Origin of the sequence: Leeuwenhoekiella sp. ZYFB001 (assembly GCF_011784865.1) — a bacterium.
Classification (GTDB): Bacteria; Bacteroidota; Bacteroidia; order Flavobacteriales; family Flavobacteriaceae; genus Leeuwenhoekiella; species Leeuwenhoekiella palythoae.
The window spans coordinates 2,766,299-2,786,407 of record NZ_CP050460.1; the positions used below are offsets into that span (position 1 = coordinate 2,766,299).

The 20,109-nt window shown below is 40.7% G+C and carries 20 protein-coding genes and 1 pseudogene; 15 read left to right on the forward strand and 6 right to left on the reverse strand.

The window, feature by feature from the left end; all coding sequences use genetic code 11:
* Positions 1-36 precede the first annotated feature (36 nt).
* From HCN54_RS11975 to uvrA, 8 genes are all read left to right on the forward strand, one after another.
* Positions 37-510: a hypothetical protein gene (locus tag HCN54_RS11975; RefSeq protein WP_167597977.1), complete on the forward strand. Its 474-nt coding sequence runs from the start codon at positions 37-39 to the stop codon at positions 508-510.
* Positions 497-736 (forward strand): hypothetical protein, encoded by a 240-nt coding sequence (locus HCN54_RS11980; protein WP_167597978.1) that lies wholly within the window; start codon positions 497-499, stop codon positions 734-736. Before HCN54_RS11975 ends, HCN54_RS11980 begins: the two co-directional genes overlap by 14 nt.
* Positions 737-890: 154 nt before the next feature.
* Positions 891-1,442, forward strand: a complete 552-nt coding sequence (locus tag HCN54_RS11985; RefSeq protein WP_167597979.1) for a hypothetical protein — start codon at positions 891-893, stop codon at positions 1,440-1,442.
* Positions 1,443-1,598: 156 nt separating this feature from the next.
* Positions 1,599-2,132: a hypothetical protein gene (locus tag HCN54_RS11990; protein ID WP_167597980.1), complete on the forward strand. Its 534-nt coding sequence runs from the start codon at positions 1,599-1,601 to the stop codon at positions 2,130-2,132.
* 166 nt (positions 2,133-2,298) lie between these two features.
* Positions 2,299-4,683, forward strand: a complete 2,385-nt coding sequence (locus tag HCN54_RS11995; RefSeq protein WP_167597981.1) for a glycogen debranching protein — start codon at positions 2,299-2,301, stop codon at positions 4,681-4,683.
* Positions 4,684-4,707: 24 nt separating this feature from the next.
* Positions 4,708-5,538: an alpha/beta hydrolase gene (locus HCN54_RS12000; protein ID WP_240924881.1), complete on the forward strand. Its 831-nt coding sequence runs from the start codon at positions 4,708-4,710 to the stop codon at positions 5,536-5,538.
* A gap of 14 nt (positions 5,539-5,552) precedes the next feature.
* Positions 5,553-6,293 (forward strand): DJ-1/PfpI family protein, encoded by a 741-nt coding sequence (locus HCN54_RS12005; RefSeq protein ID WP_167597983.1) that lies wholly within the window; start codon positions 5,553-5,555, stop codon positions 6,291-6,293.
* Between the two features lie 318 nt (positions 6,294-6,611).
* Positions 6,612-9,125, forward strand: a complete 2,514-nt coding sequence (gene uvrA, locus HCN54_RS12010) for an excinuclease ABC subunit UvrA (protein WP_167597984.1) — start codon at positions 6,612-6,614, stop codon at positions 9,123-9,125.
* A 12-nt stretch (positions 9,126-9,137) separates the two neighbouring features.
* Here the strand turns inward: uvrA and HCN54_RS12015 are convergent, their stop codons facing one another.
* The gene (locus HCN54_RS12015; protein WP_167597985.1) at positions 9,138-9,701 is read right to left on the reverse strand and encodes a Crp/Fnr family transcriptional regulator; all 564 of its coding nucleotides are present in this window, start codon (positions 9,699-9,701) and stop codon (positions 9,138-9,140) included.
* Positions 9,702-9,771: 70 nt separating this feature from the next.
* Between HCN54_RS12015 and HCN54_RS12020 the strand changes: the two genes are divergently transcribed.
* Both HCN54_RS12020 and HCN54_RS17580 read left to right on the forward strand, forming a co-directional pair.
* Positions 9,772-10,398, forward strand: a complete 627-nt coding sequence (locus tag HCN54_RS12020; protein WP_167597986.1) for a CatA-like O-acetyltransferase — start codon at positions 9,772-9,774, stop codon at positions 10,396-10,398.
* Between the two features lie 47 nt (positions 10,399-10,445).
* Entirely contained in the window at positions 10,446-10,664 is a 219-nt protein-coding gene (locus HCN54_RS17580) for a DUF1801 domain-containing protein (RefSeq protein ID WP_317171970.1), read from the forward strand.
* Between the two features lie 188 nt (positions 10,665-10,852).
* Here HCN54_RS17580 and HCN54_RS12030 read toward each other — a convergent pair whose 3' ends face one another.
* Entirely contained in the window at positions 10,853-11,590 is a 738-nt protein-coding gene (locus HCN54_RS12030; protein WP_167597987.1) for a DUF5995 family protein, read from the reverse strand.
* Positions 11,591-11,761: 171 nt separating this feature from the next.
* Here HCN54_RS12030 and HCN54_RS12035 point away from each other — a divergent pair.
* Positions 11,762-12,754, forward strand: a pseudogene (locus HCN54_RS12035) (2-hydroxyacid dehydrogenase).
* A 46-nt stretch (positions 12,755-12,800) separates the two neighbouring features.
* Here HCN54_RS12035 and katG read toward each other — a convergent pair.
* Entirely contained in the window at positions 12,801-15,047 is a 2,247-nt protein-coding gene (gene katG / locus HCN54_RS12040) for a catalase/peroxidase HPI (protein ID WP_167597988.1), read from the reverse strand.
* A gap of 230 nt (positions 15,048-15,277) precedes the next feature.
* On the opposite strand from katG, the gene HCN54_RS12045 reads away from it, so the two are divergent.
* Positions 15,278-15,658: a MauE/DoxX family redox-associated membrane protein gene (locus HCN54_RS12045; protein ID WP_167597989.1), complete on the forward strand. Its 381-nt coding sequence runs from the start codon at positions 15,278-15,280 to the stop codon at positions 15,656-15,658.
* 89 nt (positions 15,659-15,747) lie between these two features.
* On the forward strand, positions 15,748-16,239 hold the full coding sequence (locus tag HCN54_RS12050; RefSeq protein ID WP_167597990.1) for a nuclear transport factor 2 family protein: 492 nt from the start codon (positions 15,748-15,750) through the stop codon (positions 16,237-16,239).
* Here the strand turns inward: HCN54_RS12050 and HCN54_RS12055 are convergent.
* Positions 16,236-17,144: an AraC family transcriptional regulator gene (locus HCN54_RS12055; protein ID WP_167597991.1), complete on the reverse strand. Its 909-nt coding sequence runs from the start codon at positions 17,142-17,144 to the stop codon at positions 16,236-16,238. The two genes, HCN54_RS12050 and HCN54_RS12055, sit on opposite strands and share 4 nt — an antisense overlap.
* A 233-nt stretch (positions 17,145-17,377) precedes the next feature.
* On the opposite strand from HCN54_RS12055, the gene HCN54_RS12060 reads away from it, so the two are divergent.
* Both HCN54_RS12060 and HCN54_RS12065 read left to right on the forward strand, forming a co-directional pair.
* On the forward strand, positions 17,378-18,901 hold the full coding sequence (locus tag HCN54_RS12060; protein ID WP_167597992.1) for an aldehyde dehydrogenase family protein: 1,524 nt from the start codon (positions 17,378-17,380) through the stop codon (positions 18,899-18,901).
* A complete protein-coding gene (locus HCN54_RS12065; protein WP_205881688.1) occupies positions 18,873-19,286 on the forward strand; it encodes a DUF779 domain-containing protein in 414 nt (137 codons plus the stop codon). Before HCN54_RS12060 ends, HCN54_RS12065 begins: the two co-directional genes overlap by 29 nt.
* A gap of 70 nt (positions 19,287-19,356) precedes the next feature.
* Here HCN54_RS12065 and HCN54_RS12070 read toward each other — a convergent pair whose 3' ends face one another.
* Together HCN54_RS12070 and HCN54_RS12075 are read right to left on the reverse strand one after the other, a co-directional pair.
* The gene (locus HCN54_RS12070; RefSeq protein WP_167598905.1) at positions 19,357-19,695 is read right to left on the reverse strand and encodes a tRNA-binding protein; all 339 of its coding nucleotides are present in this window, start codon (positions 19,693-19,695) and stop codon (positions 19,357-19,359) included.
* Positions 19,688-19,999: a phosphoribosylpyrophosphate synthetase gene (locus HCN54_RS12075; protein ID WP_072983457.1), complete on the reverse strand. Its 312-nt coding sequence runs from the start codon at positions 19,997-19,999 to the stop codon at positions 19,688-19,690. Before HCN54_RS12075 ends, HCN54_RS12070 begins: the two co-directional genes overlap by 8 nt.
* Positions 20,000-20,109 lie beyond the last annotated feature (110 nt).

The following is a 20,109-nucleotide window of genomic DNA, read 5'->3' on the forward strand; positions in this document are numbered from 1 at the left end:
AACTAATCTTATACAATTCCGTTGTGGCACATATGAATGAAAACGAAAAAAGATTATAGCGAGAGAACTGATATTGAAAAAATTCAATCGAATTGGACTAAAATAAATGGACTTTTTTCACGAGAAGAATGGTCTTCGGCAATATTAAGAGCATCAACAGCTGTAGAAATATCAGCTAATTATGTAGTTCGACAAGAATTAGAACTTAAACGAAATCTTGAGCCTGAATTCGTGAACCATTTGCTAAAATGGGCGAATGGTGTACAAGGGAAATTTGACAAATTATTAGTCCCGATTTTTAAAGGTTCTGAATTTCAAAAAGAGCTTAAAAAACTGAATAAAAAAGTTCGGGACATAAATAAAGAACGGAACTTGATAGCACATAGTGGACAATTTAAAAAGAAAAGTACCGCAAAGCGCATTATTGAAGAAAGCGAAATTGTCATAAACACACTCATTAAAAAATATGACAACGATTTTAAACTAAAGAAACAGAATGGAAAGAGATAGTAAAGGCAATATATACACGGAAATTAAAAATATCAGGTTGACTTATGTAAAAAGTGCCAATAGAGCGCCAGATAAAGATTGGCCAGGTTCTGATGTAATTAGAATTCAAGCTTACAGAGATGGAACGAGTAAGTCGCTGCATCGTGGAGCTGAAATCCCTGTTGATAAAAAGGAAGATGTTATAGACATTGTAAGCGAATTATTAAAAATTCACAAAGCGTTATAAAAAACGTGCCACAACAATGTATAACCGCAATTACGGCGGATTCGACTACGTCCGAATCCACTCGGAATTGCTAACGTCAGTGCTTAACCGAAAAACATTAACTTTAATCCCGTAACTGACGGTTATACGAGACCGTTGTGGTTAATTTATAAAAATGCAGTTAACGTTTATATTTATTGGAATAATTGGAATTTTGCTTTTGATTTATTCAATCAGAATTTTGATAAAATCAAGTAAAAACAGACAGTTAGCCGAGTTTAATCTTGATTCCCAAACCAAACAAATAGAACTAAAATCAAACGGCCTTTATTCTCTTAGTTTTTTGGGAGTTGGATTTATTGACAATCAAGGAAATTTCAAGGCTGAACTTAAATCAGAAAATGGAAATCTAATTAAGCTCAATAAAACATTCCCTAATTATCGCTTTCGACAAAATGGAACAATTGGATTGGAATATTGGAGTTTTGAAATAAATAAAAAGGGTAAATACACTCTGACTTTTAAAAATTTGAATGATTTAATTGCTAAAAAATCAATGTTGAGTTCAAAAAGAATGTTTCAGAATAACATCAAAACAGATCCAATCAAAATAATTGTAAAAAAGACTACAGCCATAGAAACTAGGATTTTTTCAATAATAGGTTTAGTAATCGGAATAAACGCTTTGATTTGGGGAATTTTAATAGGACTAACAAATGTGTTCTGATAAAAAAAACTAACCACAACACCGGCTATAGTTCATTGCAGCGGTAATCCTCACAGTTTATTTGAGCAACTTTACTATCTTTAGGTTTGGCGGAAAAGTCCTGCGGACGTTTTCCGCAACGAAACCATAGCCAAGACCGTTGTGCGTAAGTTGAGAATGACGAAATATGAAACAAAATTATTAGTCGGAATTGGAGTTCTGATTTTTCTAATCGATATTTTCTTAATAAAATATTGGGTTAGTAATATTAAACCTCACCCATTCATATCTGTTGGAGTTGAATCGTACAGGCTTGAAATATTTGGAGTGAATATTCTGATTGGAATTATTGTTTTCTTTATTAGAAAAAGAATTTCGCTTTTGTTCTTTGTAAACACAATAATCTGCTATTGGATTTTTTCTTTTTTTTGGAATAGTTGGATTGAAAATCATCCATATTCATCAACAGAATATATTTTTCAGATTGAGAATAGAAAGTTTGTATTGAGAATTAACGAGAATCCTGACCATTTCGGAATTGACGAAATCATAACAGAATCAAAAGATTCTTTAATAACAGTTGGAATGTACGACAAGGTTGGAGACAGTTTAAAGCTGACAAGTATGCAAGAGACTATGTGGTTTTACAATAACAAATTAATCGGATTTTCGACCAACCCTGACACTATTGAACTGAATAAAATTGAATAAAAACCTACGCACAACAATGTACAACCCCAATTACGTCGGCGTCCACCACGCTATGTTTAATCCAGTTCTACAGTCAACCAGCGACAACTAAGTCATCCACACCACTACAGTCAACTCCTTAAGAATCCCTATATTTAGCAATTACAATTTTTAGATACTTATCCCTATGCGTATTATTCTGGCTACTATTTTGATGCTTGTTTTAGGTTGTACCAAAATCGCAACACCTCCCTCCTCTTTTAAAACTCTTGCTGCAGAAAGTCCCTCAATTGCCGGAAAGACAGCATACCTTGCTTCGCCTTTTGTAACCGCCGGAAATCGTGTATATATGGTAGGACATCAAGATGGCTCTTTTCCTGATCTGGGATGGCATATTAAAGGCGAAATGGGTGGCATTTGGGATCATCCCATCAAACTTATGGATGGCTTTGATCTTGCAGTACTACACGAAAACGATACCTTAACACTCAATAATGCCGATCGCTTTGTAAACTATCCGTTTACCAATATGCACGAGTTCGCTTGGGCTGAAAAAAACCTCAACATACAACGCTGGCAATTTGTACCCGATGATACCGAAGGGCTCATCATTCAATTGGCTTTTGAAAATACCGGTGAAGCCAAAAAAGTTCAACTTGATTTCACCGGAATAAGCGATCTGCGCCCTACTTGGCTGGGAGATCGTACGGGAATGATAGACAGTAAAGATCAAGCTGTTTTTGACGAGCAAAATAAAATATGGAAGGTTAACGATCAAAATAACCCGTGGTACGTACTTTTTGGATCTTCGGTAAAACCTACTGCGACGGCACAGACCTCAACTCAGGATGTTACTACACAAAGCAGCTTGAGTCACACGCTACAGCTTCCTGCTGCTTCTACTACAGTTTTCACCTATTACATCGCAGGCTCGTACCAATCGGAAGCTGCAGCACTGGCGACCTATAAAAAAATACAAGAGCGATCAACCGAATTATTTCAAGCTAAAAAAGAGCGCTACGAGCAGTTGGCTTCACAATCAAAACTTAGCATTCCTGATGAATCTATCGCGCAAGCTTTTAAGTGGTTAAAATACAATAGCGATTGGCTGGTGCGCCGCGTGCCGGAGGTTGGCACCGGTATTTCGGCGGGGATTCCTGATTATCCTTGGTGGTTTGGGGTAGACAGCGAGTATGCCTTAAAAGGACTTATGGCCATTGGTCAGACCGAAACCGCATATTCAAGCATTCGTCTGCTCGATAGCCTTTCAGAAGCTACTAATGGCAACGGCCGCATTGTACACGAAGTTTCTACTAACGGTGCGGTATTCAATCCCGGGAACATTAATGAAACTCCACAGTTTGCGTCGCTTATTTGGGAAGTATATCGCTGGAATGGCGATCAAAAGTTTTTAGAAACCTATTACCCTTCCATCAAAAAAGGTATGCACTGGCTACTGACCGAAAAGGATGCTGATCAAAATTTGTTTCCTGACGGCTACGGAATGATGGAAATTCACGGCCTCGATAGCGAAATGATTGATGTAGCAAGCTATACGCAACGGGCACTAGTAGATGCTGCTAAGATCGCTGAAGTTTTAAAGGATACCGCAACTGCGGAAAATTATAAGGCGAAGGCAGCCGTGCTAAAAGAACAAATAAACACGCAAATCTGGTCTGAAGCATTCAACTCGTATGCAGATTTTATAGGCACCGATGCGCAAGCTTTACACTTGATTGAAGATGCGATCGTACGTGCAGACACGCTTGAGAAACCCTGGGCAGTGACCGAATTGAAAGAGACGCGCGAGTACATCAAGAATAATCCTTCAACGGCAGCGCGACCTTTTGTCTTGTATCATAATTGGGTGGTAAACACACCTATGGAAATGGGGATCGCTCCTCCCGAAAAAGCAAAAAAAGCATTAAAAACAGCGGAGCAATTTGTTAATCCGTTTGGAGTTTTTGTTACGGGTATTGACCGTGACGATTCTGCAGGAAGTGATGAGGGTTCTTTTAAAGGCAGTTCGAGTTTTAGCTATACAGGTGCTGTGATGACCTTGCCCACAAGTGTACAGGCAATTGCCGAAAACAACTACGGAAATCCCGATGCTGCGCTAGATTACATCAAGCGTATGACCCGTTCTTTCAGCTTTGCATTTCCCGGTAGTATGTATGAAGTTTCGCCAGATTACGGGATGATCAGCCAGGCCTGGAATATTTATGGCTTTGCGATTCCTATCGTTCAGCAGTTTTTTGGTATCGATCCTGATGCTGCGAGCAAAGCCGTGACGATAAAACCACAAATGCCCAAAGATTGGAACGATGTCGCTCTGGAACACGTGAAAATTGGGGACAATGCTGTTTCGGTCTTCTATACTAAAACAAATAACCAAATAAAATTACGTGTCACGCAAACGCAATCAGATTGGACGCTAAAGCTTATTTTGCCCAAAGAACTAGGCGGAAAATCATTCCGTAACAGTTCATCTTCGAGTCAAACTACAACCGACAAAAATAATTTTATACTTTCCGGTAAAGGAGAACTTGAATTAATTTTAGAGGAAGAATAGAAGATGTATTTAAAACAGTGCACAATGAAAGCTAGCCTAGTACTCCTACTCTTCTGTAGCTTTAGCCTTCTTGGTCAAAAGCTTCCTAAAAAACTGAGTGAAACCGATTTTACTATCGGAAAAACCATAAGCATTCAGTCTAAAATTTTAAAGGAAGAACGTGTGCTCAACGTGTATCTCCCGCAGCATTATTCGGCTGATAGCACCAAAACATATCCGGTCATTTATTTACTCGACGGTTCTAAAGACGAAGACTTTATACATATAGCCGGGATCGTTCAGTTTGGTTCGTTCTCTTGGATCAATATGCTTCCGGAAACGATTGTCGTAGGCATCGCCAATGTAGACCGAAAACGAGATTTCACCTACCCTTCTCAAAATAGCTTAGATCAAGAGGAATTCCCCACTTCAGGAAAATCGGCACATTTTATTCAATTTTTAGAGGAAGAATTACAGCCTTTTATAGCGGCCAATTTTAAAACTTCAGAAGAAAAAACGCTTATTGGTCAATCTTTAGGCGGACTTCTAGCCACAGAGATCCTCTTAAAGAAACCGGAGCTTTTTGATAATTATGTTATTGTGAGTCCGAGTTTGTGGTGGGATGATGAGAAACTTTTGAATGCGGCAACGCCTTTTTTTGCTTCTTCAAAATCTATTTTTATCGCAGGTGGTAAAGAAGGCGAAGTCATGGAACGTACGGCAAAAGCACTATACACAAAACTGAAGCAACAACAAGATGAAAAGACGCGTATCTTCTATGAATTCCTTGAAGATAAAGATCACGGTGACGCTTTGCACATTGCGGTATATCACGCGTTTGAAAAGATCTTTGGTTCGCAGAAAAACACCCAATAAAACAATTCCATTTTATGCTCAAAATCCTATCCATTCTCAGTATTGCCCTTCTCCTAACAAGTTGCAACACCCAAAGTAAAAAGGCAGAAGTCGCTACAGAAGAAAATACAACAAGCACAGACACGCTAACCAAACATCTCAAGCCTTTCAATCCTGAATTACCAACTATTGGCTTGCTGATGTATAATGGCGTTTTACAAAGCGAGGTGGTCGCAACTTCAGATGTGTTTGCAAAGCCTACAGAAGCAGGTGAGCAACTTTTCAACGTGATTACCATTGCTGAAACTACCAACCCAATCACTACCGAAGAAGGCTTGCATCTCGTTCCTGATTATACTATTGAAAATTGCCCTAAACTAACCGCGCTATTTGTACCCAGCGCGTATGATATGTATGCGCAGGTGCATAATGAAGCACTTGTGAATTTCATTAAGCAGAAAAATGAAGAAACCCAATACACCGTGAGTAATTGTGCGGGGGCTCAACTTATAGGTGCTTCGGGTATTGCAAAAGGACATAAGATCGTTACCTGGATTGGCGGCGGAACACAACTACAAAAAGACTATCCTGAGCTGCTCGTGCAAAACGACAGCTTAGTCACTTTTGTAGAAGACGGTAAGTTTTTATCCTCTAACGGAAACTTGGCAAGTTATATTTCGGCCTTAGAACTGTTAGAAAAAATGACCGATGCACATCATCGGGAATTTGTAGAAAGCTACCTGTACTTAGACCGACTTCAAAATTGGGGTAAATAATTGATCAAACTTCGCTCGCAACGTTAGCATTCTCGTAAACTCCCTCAGAGTAAGCCTGTAAGGCCTTGATTGAAAACGACTTTTGAATTTCGTGGTATCCCGAAAGATTTCGGGACGAGTATCAAACCCTTTGGCGGCGCCAATAAACTTCCAAATCCGGCAGGTAAGCTAAACAGTTCTTGTTATATTCGGCGCTATACGTAAACTACCTCGAGCCAAGATCGTGAGGTAGGCGTAAGAAAAATATCAATTGCTAGGCATCCCGATAGGTATCGGGACGGGATTTAAACTCGTTGAGGATGCCCATAAAACAAGCTAATGGCTAAAGAAGGATATGTGGTCGTGCAAGGCGCCCGCCAGAATAATCTCAAGAATGTCTCTGTTGAAATTCCGCGGGATGCCCTCGTGGTGTTTACCGGTATTTCAGGCTCCGGAAAATCATCCTTAGCCTTTGGTACCTTGTACGCCGAAGCACAACGCCGCTATTTAGAATCGGTTTCACCCTATGCGCGCAGGTTGTTCAATCAAATGCCCATTCCTGAAGTAGATGGTATTGACGGACTACCGCCTGCCGTGGCGTTACAGCAGCAACGCAGCTCGGGTTCTACCCGATCTACAGTAGGTTCGGTGACCACGCTTTCTAACTTGCTGCGTATGTTATATTCCCGCGCAGGAAACTATCCGGAAGGTCAAGAACTTTTATACGCCGATGCCTTCTCTACCAATACGCCCGAAGGAGCTTGCCCGGAGTGTCACGGTCTGGGGAAAGTGTATTCGGTTACTGAAAAAAGCTTGGTTCCTGACGACAGCTTAACCATTAGAGAACGGGCGATTGCTGCCTGGCCCAAAGCCTGGCAAGGCAAAAACCTAAGAGACATTCTGGTGACTTTAGGGTATGATGTAGATATTCCGTGGAAAGAACTTCCGCAGGAAGAAAAAGACTGGATTCTATTTACTGAAGAAACTCCTACCGTACCGGTCTTCCGTGATCGCAGTCCGCAGGAAGTGCAGCAAGCGCTAAAGAACAACGAGCAACCCAGCTACAAAGGCACTTACACCAGCGCAAAAAATTACATTTTACACACCTATGCCAATTCGCCCAGCGCATCGATGAAAAAGCGCGTGTCTGAGTATATGGTGGGCAGCACTTGCCCGACGTGTAACGGTAAGCGTCTACGCCCGGAGTCACTTTCGGTAACTTTTGCAGGTTATGATATTGCCGAGATCGCTCAGCTTCCGCTGAAAAAGTTGTTTGAGATTTTTAAACCCTACAGAGAAGGTTCGGCTTCAGCATTAAGAAAACTGGCAAAAACCAATCAGGAAAAAGTTTTGGTCACTCAACGCATCGCCGAAGATTTTGTAAGCCGTATTGAAGTGCTGCTCGATCTGGGCTTAGGCTATCTGGCACTTGACCGAAATACGCCAACGCTCTCTCCCGGAGAACATCAACGCCTGCGACTTGCAACACAGGTGCGAAGTAATTTATTTGGAGTCGTTTATGTTTTAGATGAACCTTCGGCAGGGTTGCATCCGGCAGATACGGCTGCTTTATTACGCACGTTGACAATGTTGAAGGATGGCGGGAATTCAATTTTTGTGGTAGAACACGAACTCGATGTGGTCCGCCAAGCCGACTGGATCGTTGATGTAGGTCCCGATGCCGGCGAAGGTGGCGGTACAATTTTATACAGCGGCCCACCAGAAGGTTTAAAAGACTGTGCCACTTCAAAGACCAGAGCGCATCTATTTAACGAGAATCCTTTTCAAAAGCCTACACGCAAGCAACCTCAACATTGGCTGAAACTTGAAGGTATCACACGCAACAACCTCAACCAGCTCGATGCAGCTTTTCCCATTGGGTCGCTGACCTCAGTTACCGGAGTTTCCGGTTCAGGAAAAAGTAGTCTGGTTAGTCAGGCGCTGGTAGAGTTGATGAAGGTACACCTGGGAAACCCCACTTCTGAAGAAAACGAAGAGTCGGAAGAACTCTTGCAACAGGAATCTGAACAGCCTATTTCAGGAAGTATAACTGCAGGAAGCGAGCATCTCAAACGTATGGTGCTCGTAAATCAAAAACCCATAGGTAGAACGCCGCGTTCTAATCTTGCGACATACACCGGACTTTTTGATACCGTACGCAAACTTTTTGCTAAGACCGATCTGGCGAAATCGAGAAAATACAAGGCCGGACGCTTTTCGTTTAATGTTGGTAAAGGCCGTTGCCCCAATTGTGAAGGCGAAGGTGCGGTAATGGTAGAATTGTTGTTTTTACCCAGCGTCTATGCACCTTGCCCTGTATGTGATGGCACACGCTACAATGCCGAAACTTTAGAAGTCACTTATAACGATAAAAACATTGCCGAAGTTTTAAATATGACCGTAACCGAGGCAACCGATTTCTTTAAAGCCGAAACTCGAGTGCATAAACCACTTCAATTGCTAGAAGATGTTGGCTTGGGGTATTTACGGTTGGGACAACCCGCTACCGAACTTTCGGGTGGAGAAGCGCAACGTATCAAGTTGGCCAAAGAACTTCAACGCCAAAATAACGGTAAAACGCTATACGTACTTGATGAACCTACAACCGGCCTGCACCCTACCGATGTTGAAAAATTACAATTGCAACTCAATCATTTGGTGAAAGCAGGAAACACTGTAGTTCTTGTGGAGCACGATATGCAGGTGATCGCAGCAAGTGATTGGGTGATCGATATGGGACCCGGCGCAGGAGACGAAGGAGGTACTATTGTTGTTGCCGGCACTCCCGAAGAAGTTGCTGTAAGCAGTACAAGTAAGACAGCACCGTATCTACAAGAGGTTTTGAATCCCTGATTATGAAGTATTTTACGAATCTTTGCGTTGCTTCAATAAGCGATTTAAACTACGCACCGAAATTCCCAGGTAAGCAGATAGGTCTGCTTTTGATATCTCGATATTTTCAGTCTCTTGAAGTTTTAGAATGCGTTGCAATCCGTTTTCAGTAGTATATAATTTCTGAAAAGAAGCCTTTTTACTGGTATTGGTAATGCGTTCTGCATAGGCATTTATGATGAGGCGATTCAGCTTAAGATCAGTATTCAACAAGTTGAGAAAACACGCTTTAGTGAGTTTATAAGCTTCCACTTTATTCAATGCCTGCACCGAACATAACCGCGGTTCGTCGCGAATCAATTCTAATTCTCCTAAAATTTCCCCTGTACTCAAAAAAGCCAGAATATATTCTTTCCCATTTTCTTCCTCTAGACCTATTTTACAAAGCCCACTTTTCAGAATAAAAACATGTTGCGCAGCAGATCCTTGATGCATCAGCATCTGTTTCGCATTAAAATTCACCAGCGATATTCCCGCTGTGTCCTGCGCATAGAGCTCTTCTACAAAATCCAGAAAATTAGAAGCTTCTTGAAACATAGTTTAGGTGGGACAAATGTCCTTGTTTAGGGTTTGTGGGCTTTTGAAATTTGCACAAACAAAATTAAGCATGATAGAAGAAATAGCCCTAGAAACCTATACACGAAAAGAACAATTTAATTTTTTCAAAGATTTTGAAGAACCTTTTTTTGGAATAACCACCACCGTAGACCTTACCAAAGCTTACGGCTATTGCAAAGCCAACCCAGTACCCATTTTTGCCTATTATTTGCACGCGGCGAATACGGCTATAAATGCGATTCCTAATTTTAAGCAGCGTATTCATAAAGATAAAATCATCGCTTACGACCGTATTGATGTCTCTACGACAATAGCCCGACCAAATCATACTTTTGGTTTTTCCTTGATCCAACACGCAGCGGATTTCAACCATTTTAAAACCAATTTTTCTGCGGAAAAAGAACGCGTTCAAAACACAACCCAACTGATGCCTGATGGAATGACAGATCAGGTAGTTCACTATTCTGCGCTGCCGTGGTTTACGTTTAGTGCGGTTTCTCACGCCCGTAAGTTTTCAATCAACGACAGTTGCCCGAAGATCACATTCGGTAAAATTCAGCAGGAAGCAGGACAGGTGACTTTACCCGTTTCTGTGCATGCGCACCACGCTTTAGTTGATGGATATCACGTAGGACTTTTAATGGAAGCAATGCAAAACGCACTTGACCGCCAGTAATTTGCAATTGAATTTTTCACTAGCTTTAGGAGTTTAAACTTAAACTTATGAATACCACAGAAGACACCAATGTAACTGAATATATTACCGAATTTCCTGAGCCGGTTCAAGAAAAAATGAAGTTGATACGCAGCCTTATCAAAAAGGCTGCGCCGGAGGCGACTGAAGGTATTTCGTATCATATGCCGGCGTACAAATTGAATAAAAAGCCGTTGGTTTATTTTGGTGGATTTGTAAATCACATAGGTTTTATGCCACTCCGGTAACTCACGAGCATTTCAAAGATCACTTATCAGGTTATAAAAATGGCAAAGGATCAGTACAGTTTCCGCATAGTGAACCTCTCCCGGAGCAGCTCATATTAGCTATGATCCAGTTTAAGGTAAGTGATCTATCAAAATTGTTAAAGCTCTAGAGATAAGCCTTAAAGTCTTTAATTTGGATTATAAATAAATCAACGTTCTAAAATCGCTGCAACGCGCTGCACATCTTTTACCTCAAAAAAGCGCACCACCTTTGCAACCACTTGTAACAGCTTACTCTTTGGGTTTACAAGTTGCACGGCTAAAGCTGCAATTACCTGATCACGGTCAGCGATCGCATCTTCTTTTTTAACCGCTGCGGCATATTGATTAGCAAATAGCCAAGCACCATCCCGAGCAATATTAATGCTGAAAGAGACCAACTTATCTTCCTTCCCTTTACCTACCAATTCCAGTAATTTGAACAGCGGTGACACTTTACCAATCGCAGCTTTTACATCAGCAACCATCGCTGCGAGAACTTCGTTGATCTTATTAAAATCTTGTTCAAAATCGGCTAAAGCGTGAGCTCCCGTGGTTTCTGCAGCTGCAATACCCAAGTCGAGATTGATGTGTGCGTTTATACCTAAAAGTAAATGTTGCATCACCAGCGCTTCAGAAATTTTAAAGGCGTTACGCCAACTTTCAGTTGTAGGATTTCCTGCTTTGTAGTGTTGATAAGCTTCGATATAACGATTGGCAAAGATGACATCTAATTGTTCCATCCGCGCGTTATCGTCAAATTCTTCAGCTTCTATTCCGGTTTTAATGCGTTTAGTGACTCGATTGTAAAGAATAGGAAAAAATGCCATAGGGCTATTGTTTTGCTTTTCGGTAAGAATAATGGCGTCAAGTTGCTCAATGACTTCGTCTATGGTTGTAGCTTTCATAAGATGGAAAATGTGGTTTCCTGCTTTGGCAACCAGGAATTAGTTGTTAAATCGCTAAAGTTCTAAAATATTCATAAACCACACTTTAACAAACACTTATATTCTACAAACGTTTAAAACTTTGGTTTAAAGGCGAAATAAAATAACTTAGAGTGCTTAAATCTTCATCTTATGAAAGTAGCCTTCTTCAGTACAAAAAAATACGATCAGGAATTTTTTGAAAGCATCAATACCGATTTTAATCACCAACTTACCTTTTTTGAAACTGCGCTGAATGCGCACACGGCTTCTTTGGCCAAAGATTATGACGCAGTATGTGTTTTTGTGAACGACGACCTTAACGCTGAGACCATTAATAAATTAGCCGATGCCGGCCTGAAAATCATTGCCCTGCGCTGTGCTGGATTTAATAATGTTGACCTAAAAGCAACCGAAGCTCAAAATATTCCGGTAGTGCGCGTGCCTGCTTACTCACCACAAGCGGTCGCCGAGCACGCAGTCGCGCTTATTCTTACGCTCAATCGCAAAACACATAAGGCCTATAATCGCGTGCGTGAAAACAACTTTTCATTAGAAAAACTTACCGGTTTTAATCTCTACGGAAAAACCGTTGGCGTAATTGGCACCGGGATTATTGGGCAATGTTTTGCCAGAATTATGTTGGGGTTTGGCTGTAAAGTTTTGGCATATGATATCAAACCGAATGCGGAATTAAAAGAGTCTGGCGTCACTTACGTTGACCTTGATAAACTTCTAAAAGAAGCTGATATTATCTCACTGCATTGCCCGCTTAACTAACATACACATCACTTGATGAATGCTGAAGCTTTTGAGAGAATGAAAGAAAGCGCTATGCTTATCAATACCGGGCGCGGCGCTTTGATTGACACCACTGCCGTGGTTGAAGCTCTAAAAAGCGAGAAACTAGGGTATTTAGGAATCGACGTTTATGAGCAGGAATCGGGTTTATTTTTTAACGACCTTTCTGAAACAGTAAACAAAGACGATGATTTTTTAAGACTGATGTCCTTTCCTAATGTCCTGATTACAGGACATCAAGGTTTTTTCACTGTAGAAGCGCTTGAACAGATCGCACAAGTAACGCTAAGAAATCTAACCGATTTTGAACAGGGAAAGCAATTAGAAAATAAAGTCAGTACATAAAAAAAGGCGACCTGTGGTCGCCTTTCTTATTATTCTAATCTTACCATTATTGAAGATCGTAACGATCTAAGTTCATTACTTTAACCCAAGTTTTCACGAAGTGTTTTACAAAACGCTCGCCAGAATCCTCAAGCGCATAGGCTTCTGCTAGCGCTCTTAACTCTGAATTTGAACCAAAGATCAAATCTACACGGGTACCGGTCCATTTTTTCTCTCCGGTGTTGCGGTCACTTCCTTCAAAGAGTTCATCTTCTTCAGAAACTGCTTTCCACGTGGTATTCATATCCAACAGATTTACAAAGAAATCATTAGTTAAGGTTTGCGGTTTATCAGTGAAAACTCCGTAATCAGAACCGTCAAAATTGGTATTTAATACGCGTAAACCTCCTACTAATACAGTCATTTCTGGTGGTGTCAAGGTTAAAAGCTGTGCGCGATCTACCAAGAATTCTTCCGCTTTAATTGCAAAACGATCTTTCATATAATTTCTGAAACCATCAGCTACCGGCTCTAGCGCATCAAAGGCTGAAGCATCGGTTTTTTCTTCTAAAGCATCTGCGCGACCAGGGGTAAAAGGCACATTGATATCGTGACCGGCATCTTGAGCCGCTTTCTCTACTGCAGCACTACCTGCCAGCACAATAAGGTCTGCTAATGAAACTTTCTTATTTCCGCTTTGCGAATCATTGAAAGATTTTTGAATCCCTTCTAATGTTTTTAAAACAGCGTCTAACTGCTCAGGATTGTTTACTTCCCAAGTACGTTGTGGTGCAAAACGTATGCGTGCACCGTTAGCTCCTCCACGCTTATCAGAACCTCTAAAGGTTGATGCAGAAGCCCAAGCTACAGATACCAATTCTGAAATTGAATGACCTGATTCTAGAATATTCTTTTTAAGATGCTCTACATCTGCATCTGAAACCAACTCGTGATCTACTGCCGGAATTGGGTCTTGCCAAATCAATTCTTCCTGAGGTACTTCAGGACCTAGATAGCGCTCCTTTGGTCCCATATCACGGTGTGTTAATTTAAACCACGCGCGAGAATAAGCATCTGCAAACTCCTCTGGGTTTTCCATAAAATGTCTGGAGATCTTCTCATATTCAGGATCAAAACGCAGCGATAAATCTGTAGTCAACATAAACGGTGCGTGCTTTACATCGGGTCTGTGCGCATCAGGCACGGTACCGGCACCGGCATTATCTTTTGGTTTCCATTGGTGTGCTCCTGCAGGACTTTTAGTGAGTTCCCACTCATAACCAAATAAATTTTCAAAATACTTATTACTCCATTGTGTAGGCGTATCCGTCCAAGCTCCTTCTAATCCACTGGTGATTGTATCTGCTCCTTTACCAGAACCAAAGTTGTTTTTCCAACCGGTTCCCATAGCTTCCATTCCTGCTGCCGCAGGCTCTGCACCCACGTGCTCTTCAGGATCTGCTGCACCGTGTGTTTTTCCGAAGGTATGACCACCGGCAATTAATGCTACAGTCTCATAATCGTTCATTGCCATACGCCCAAAAGTCTCTCTAATAAAATGTGCAGACTCTACCGGATCTGGATTTGCGTTGTGCCCTTCAGGATTTACATAGATCAATCCCATATGTGCAGCACCTAGTGCTTTCTCTAGTTCGCCGCCTTCATAACGTTCTTTATTGCCTAACCATTCGGTCTCTGCTCCCCAATATACTTCTTCAGGTTCCCATACATCTTCACGACCACCGGCAAAACCAAACATTTTAAGTCCCATAGACTCGTGGGCGCAGTTTCCTGCTAAAATCAATAGATCTGCCCAAGATAGTTTGTTACCGTATTTCTTTTTAATAGGCCATAATAGTAAACGCGCTTTATCTAAGTTGGCGTTATCAGGCCAGCTGTTTAGCGGTGCAAAACGTTGTTGCCCGCTTCCTGCTCCTCCTCTACCATCGTGAATACGGTAGGTTCCGGCTGCGTGCCAGGCCATACGAATGAAAAACGGACCGTAGTGCCCATAATCTGCAGGCCACCAATCTTGACTGTCAGTCATCAGATCGTGTAAATCTTGTTTTACTGCAGCAAGATCAAGACTTTTAAAGGCTTCGCCATAATCAAAATCCTCATCCATTGGGTCAACTAATGAAGAATTTTGCTTAAGAATATTAAGATTTAATTGGTTAGGCCACCAATCTCTATTTGTCGTTCCTTGACCGGTGACGTGATTCATCTCACCACTAAGAAACGGACATTTAGAAGATTCGTTTACATCCCAAACCTTACCATCTGTACCGTGATCTTTTCCGTTTTTATTTTCCATTTGTCTGTTGAATTTTAAATGTTATTCGAGTGTAAAGAACTTCAATAATTCACTAGCTTTTCAATAACTTTGATTTATAGTTTTTATAAATCAATAACAAAAAACTATATACAACGATTGAGTCCTTATTATTTTCCTTCAATTTACTTAATTTAGAAGAAATAGAAAACCCAGGCTATTTGAAAAAATAGTTAGTAAAACTCTACTAAAGCGTTATTAAACTTCTGCATATGAAATCAAAATTCTTATTTATCATAAGTGTGCTTTTTGGCTTATTATTCATCAATTCAGGTTTGAATAAATTCTTCAACTATATGCCCTTGCCGGAAGATATGTCTCCCGAAATGCTTGAACTTTTTAACGCGTTTACTACTATAGGCTGGTTAATGCCGCTCATCGCAATTGTAGAAATTATCGCAGGAATTCTGGTGATGTTCAAACCTACCCGTGCTTTAGGCGCAATTATGTTGTTCCCCATTCTAGTGGGCATTTTACTGCTACACCTTCTAAACGAACCCAGCGGTTTACTTATGGCAATTGTATTTTTTGCTTTGGATATCTGGTTCCTTTTTGAAAGCCGAAATAAACTCAAACCTTTATTTAATAAGTAACAACCTGCTTTTTTAGATAGCATTTAAATTAGGTATGCTGCAGAAAAACGCTAAGCTTTGACGTAATTTTAAGTCTTAAACTGGTTTTGATGCACCCCAACGAACAATTGATTACCGATTTCTACCTGGCTTTTAAGAATCACGATCCACAAGGAATGACCGCTTGCTATGCCAAAAACATCATCTTTGAAGATCCCGCTTTTGGAAAAATTCAAGGGAAACGTGCTTTTGCCCTGTGGTATATGCTTATTGAGCGCGGTGGCGATGCGTTACATATTGAATTTAGTGAAGTTCAAGCCAATGATTATAACGGTAGTGCAAAATGGACTGCGACCTATACCTATGGGCCGCAAAAAAGAAAAGTGGTCAATCACGTGGTGGGAACCTTCAGCTTTCAAAACGGAAAGATCGTACAGCACACAGATCACTTTGATCTTTGGCGCTGGTCACAACAAGCACTGGGTTTCAAGGGCTACCTCCTAGGATGGACGAGATTTATGAAATTGAAAATTCAGCAAAATACGAGTAAAGCGCTCTCTAGCTACTTACACAAAATGAAGTCGTTTGATGTAGCGTTTTAATGCTGCGCTGCCTTCGCCTGAAATGCTCCGGGCGAAATCTGGTTCATACGTTTAAACACGCGGTTGAAATATGATCTACTCTCAAAACCACACTCCAAATACACATTTTTTATCTTTTTGTTAGGGTCCTGAAGTAAGCTGACAGCAAGTTTTATACGTTCGGTATTGATAAAATCAACCGGAGAAATACCAAGTTCGTTTTTAAATACTCTGTAAAAATTAGATTCACTCATACATGCTTTTTTGCTCAATGTTTCTACGGAAAGCGATTCGTGCAGATGTTCGCGGATGTATTGAATTATAAAGGCCAACCTATTATCATTGCTTAATTTAAGCGCCTTATCGGTATATATTTTTCGGTTATTGGTTTGCAGAATGCGTACAATCAATTCTTGCAACATATTATCAACAAAAAAATCTTTTGACGGATGATTTTCAGTAAAAAGAAAAAGCAAGCGTTGCAAGATCTGAAAGATTCCGGCATCGTTGGTAAAATGAAAATTATAATCCATTAAGCTCCACTCCTGCCCATCAGCCTTGCCGATATTCTCATTCATCAAGGTTACCACATTTTTGATTTTATCTTCAGAAATTGCCATAGCCAAACAACGCGTAGGATTGCGGTGTTCAGCATCCGGAAAATCTATACACATCAGTTCGTCTGCAGGTAAAATCAAAGATTCTCCGGGTAAAAAATCAAAACTATTATGATCGCGCAGGTGCATAATTTTCTTTCCGTGAAGCATACTCGCCAAAACCGGTTTATCAAACTGTAGCAACACGCGTTCTGCCTGTTGATGCGTTTCAAAAACGTGCATTGCAGCATTATTCAAAGTATAAGAAGTCTGATTTTCCACCAGATTCTCAAGCTTTCTGTTTTTATAAAACGCGTCGGGCAAATGCATACTTAAATTATAATATCCTTAAACGAACGAAGTTTATGTATTAAATATACAATTTAATACACCTATAATTAACACATTAACAATTTTTGAGAGGATCGTACACTTATTTGATAGAATTGGTCAAAGTCTAAGAATATGTGTTCGTTAACTTTAGACAACATAAAAATGCTAATAGCATTACCTCGAATTTCTAAGCAACAATTTTAGTAACGTATAATTTAAAAAACAATCTTATGAGTGATGTACAGACTGCTTCCGCAAACGTTGTAGAGAAGCCAAAATTTAAAGATCAGTATGAAAACTTTATTGGCGGCAAATGGACGTCGCCTGTAAAAGGGCAATACTTTGATAATGTTTCACCGGTTGACGGTGCAAATTTTACACGCATTCCGAGATCTACCTCAGAAGATATCGAAAAAGCAATAGATGCCGCTTGGGAGGCTGCTCCAAAGTGGAACAATTCTGCTGCAGCATACCGCAGTAATTTATTATTAAAAATTGCGGATGTGATGGAACAAAATCTAGAAGCGCTTGCCCGTGCCGAAACCTGGGATAATGGTAAAGCGATCCGCGAGACGATGGCTGCAGATTTACCGCTTGCCGTAGACCACTTTAGATATTTTGCCGGGGTGATCAGAGCAGAAGAAGGTTCGGTAAGCGAGCTAGACAGCAATACGGTCTGTATCAATGTCACAGAGCCTCTAGGGGTCGTCGGGCAGATCATTCCTTGGAATTTCCCAATTTTAATGGCAACCTGGAAACTCGCTCCTGCACTAGCCGCCGGAAACTGTGTAGTGCTTAAACCAGCTGAGCAAACTCCAGTAGGAATCTTAATTCTTATGGAATTGATCGAAGATATTTTACCGGCCGGAGTACTTAATATCGTAAACGGTTTTGGCGCCGAAGCAGGAAAACCGCTTGCTTCTAGTCCGCGTATTAATAAGATCGCATTCACCGGTGAGACCACTACCGGACAATTAATAATGCAATATGCTTCTAAGAATATCACGCCGGTCACCCTTGAACTTGGAGGAAAATCTCCTAATGTATTTTTTGAAAGTGTAATGGATGCTGATGATGAATTCTTTGATAAATGCCTTGAGGGAGCGACCTTGTTTGCCTTAAATCAAGGTGAAGTATGTACTTGTCCATCTCGCTTACTCGTACAAGAAAGTATTTTTGATGCTTTTGTGGAGCGTGTAGTAGAACGCACCAAAGCTATAAAACTAGGTCATCCTCTAAGTCCCGATACTATGATGGGTGCACAAGCCTCTAATGATCAATATGAGAAAATCTTGAATTATATCAATATTGGTAAAGAGGAAGGCGCCGAAGTACTTTGTGGTGGTGATGCCGCGTATAACGAAGGCTTAGAAGGAGGATATTATATTCAGCCTACGATCTTAAAAGGAAATAATAAAATGCGTGTTTTTCAAGAAGAAATCTTTGGTCCGGTGCTTTGCGTGACTTCTTTTAAAGATGAAGCAGATGCTATTGAAATAGCAAATGACACCCTGTATGGATTAGGTGCCGGCGTTTGGACGCGTGATACGCACCAAGCCTATCAAATCTCAAGAGCGATTAAAGCAGGTCGTGTTTGGGTAAATAATTATCACAATTATCCTGCGCACGCTCCCTTTGGCGGATATAAAAAGTCTGGTATTGGCCGTGAGAATCACAAAATGATGTTAGCACATTATCGCCATACCAAGAATATGCTGATCTCTTATGACAAAAAAGCAATGGGCTTTTTCTAAAAATCAAATGATGACACCACGTGTAGAAGCAACAGATGCTGCAAAGAAAATTATAGATCAATTACGGGAAGAGCACGGCGAACTTATGTTTCACCAGAGCGGCGGCTGCTGTGACGGCTCGTCCCCGATGTGTTTCCCAAAAGGAGATCTGATGATCAATGAAACCGATGTATATCTGGGAACGATACACGACTGTGAGTTTTATATGTCTAAAGACCAATTTGAATATTGGAAGCATACGCAACTCACTGTAGATATTACCTCGGGAAGAGGCTCGAGTTTCTCATTAGAAATTCCGCTTGGGATTCGGTTTGTTATTAAGTCTAGGATGTACACCGAAGAAGAAGCAAAAAACCTCAGCCTAACACGCAGCGGTGAACCATAGTTGTCACGTACATCTGCTGCATAAAAAAGCCTCCCACTTGGGAGGCTTTACTATTTTTCAGGCGTCAACTTTAACCGATACGCAAACCATTAGGCACAGGCAAATCTGGATTGAGCACTGTGACTTCTTCACCATTTACGGCGCCTAGCAACAGACATTCACTCATAAAATTCGCGATCTGCTTTTTAGGAAAATTCACCACCGCTATCACTTGTTTGCCTACAAGTTCTTGTCGCTGGTATCTTTTTGTTATTTGCGCCGAAGTTTTTCTAACACCTATTGCATCGCCAAAATCAATATTGAGTTGAAAAGCGGGCTTGCGCGCTTCAGGAAAATCGCTGACACTTATAATGGTCCCTACACGCATATCTACGCGTTCAAATTCAGACCATTTGAGATCATTATTCATTATGCTCAATCTTCAGTTTTTGAATCATTTCTTGAGAGATTTGACCACTGTATGCGCCATACGCATCGACTAAAAGGCCTTTCTCGCCACTATCAGTATTGATCACATAGAGTACACTATTATCTCCGGGATTGGTCATTCCTTCAAATCTAAAAGCTTCTTCAACTTCGATCTGTCCTGCTTTCCAGGTTTTTTTATGGGCTTTAGATTCGATTCCTTCGTCTACCAGATTAAAATCGGTATCATATCCTTTTTTCTGTAATTCTTCGATCGCTACGGAAAGCGAACTATATGTATTTTTCATAATTGCTAGTTTTATTTAAAGTTACAAAGGCTCTTTTCTGAGCCCAAAGATTTAAAAGAACTTTAGTATTTGTAACAAGTTTAGCCTATATACGACCTATTTAACATAGG

What these genes read in the sequence shown, in the direction of transcription:
- HCN54_RS12050 (WP_167597990.1), top strand. Translation starts at nt 15,748, where the DNA reads ATGCACCCCAACGAACAATTGATTACCGATTTCTACCTGGCTTTTAAG.
- HCN54_RS12055 (WP_167597991.1), bottom strand. Translation starts at nt 17,144, where the DNA reads ATGCATTTGCCCGACGCGTTTTATAAAAACAGAAAGCTTGAGAATCTG.
- HCN54_RS11980 (WP_167597978.1), top strand. Translation starts at nt 497, where the DNA reads ATGGAAAGAGATAGTAAAGGCAATATATACACGGAAATTAAAAATATC.
- HCN54_RS12005 (WP_167597983.1), top strand. Translation starts at nt 5,553, where the DNA reads ATGCTCAAAATCCTATCCATTCTCAGTATTGCCCTTCTCCTAACAAGT.
- HCN54_RS11975 (WP_167597977.1), top strand. Translation starts at nt 37, where the DNA reads ATGAAAACGAAAAAAGATTATAGCGAGAGAACTGATATTGAAAAAATT.
- HCN54_RS11995 (WP_167597981.1), top strand. Translation starts at nt 2,299, where the DNA reads ATGCGTATTATTCTGGCTACTATTTTGATGCTTGTTTTAGGTTGTACC.
- HCN54_RS12065 (WP_205881688.1), top strand. Translation starts at nt 18,873, where the DNA reads ATGACAAAAAAGCAATGGGCTTTTTCTAAAAATCAAATGATGACACCA.
- HCN54_RS12045 (WP_167597989.1), top strand. Translation starts at nt 15,278, where the DNA reads ATGAAATCAAAATTCTTATTTATCATAAGTGTGCTTTTTGGCTTATTA.
- HCN54_RS12030 (WP_167597987.1), bottom strand. Translation starts at nt 11,590, where the DNA reads ATGAAAGCTACAACCATAGACGAAGTCATTGAGCAACTTGACGCCATT.
- HCN54_RS12075 (WP_072983457.1), bottom strand. Translation starts at nt 19,999, where the DNA reads ATGAAAAATACATATAGTTCGCTTTCCGTAGCGATCGAAGAATTACAG.
- katG (WP_167597988.1), bottom strand. Translation starts at nt 15,047, where the DNA reads ATGGAAAATAAAAACGGAAAAGATCACGGTACAGATGGTAAGGTTTGG.
- HCN54_RS11985 (WP_167597979.1), top strand. Translation starts at nt 891, where the DNA reads ATGCAGTTAACGTTTATATTTATTGGAATAATTGGAATTTTGCTTTTG.
- HCN54_RS12070 (WP_167598905.1), bottom strand. Translation starts at nt 19,695, where the DNA reads ATGAATAATGATCTCAAATGGTCTGAATTTGAACGCGTAGATATGCGT.
- HCN54_RS12020 (WP_167597986.1), top strand. Translation starts at nt 9,772, where the DNA reads ATGATAGAAGAAATAGCCCTAGAAACCTATACACGAAAAGAACAATTT.
- HCN54_RS11990 (WP_167597980.1), top strand. Translation starts at nt 1,599, where the DNA reads ATGACGAAATATGAAACAAAATTATTAGTCGGAATTGGAGTTCTGATT.
- HCN54_RS12060 (WP_167597992.1), top strand. Translation starts at nt 17,378, where the DNA reads ATGAGTGATGTACAGACTGCTTCCGCAAACGTTGTAGAGAAGCCAAAA.
- HCN54_RS12000 (WP_240924881.1), top strand. Translation starts at nt 4,708, where the DNA reads ATGAAAGCTAGCCTAGTACTCCTACTCTTCTGTAGCTTTAGCCTTCTT.
- HCN54_RS12015 (WP_167597985.1), bottom strand. Translation starts at nt 9,701, where the DNA reads ATGTTTCAAGAAGCTTCTAATTTTCTGGATTTTGTAGAAGAGCTCTAT.
- uvrA (WP_167597984.1), top strand. Translation starts at nt 6,612, where the DNA reads ATGGCTAAAGAAGGATATGTGGTCGTGCAAGGCGCCCGCCAGAATAAT.
- HCN54_RS17580 (WP_317171970.1), top strand. Translation starts at nt 10,446, where the DNA reads ATGAATACCACAGAAGACACCAATGTAACTGAATATATTACCGAATTT.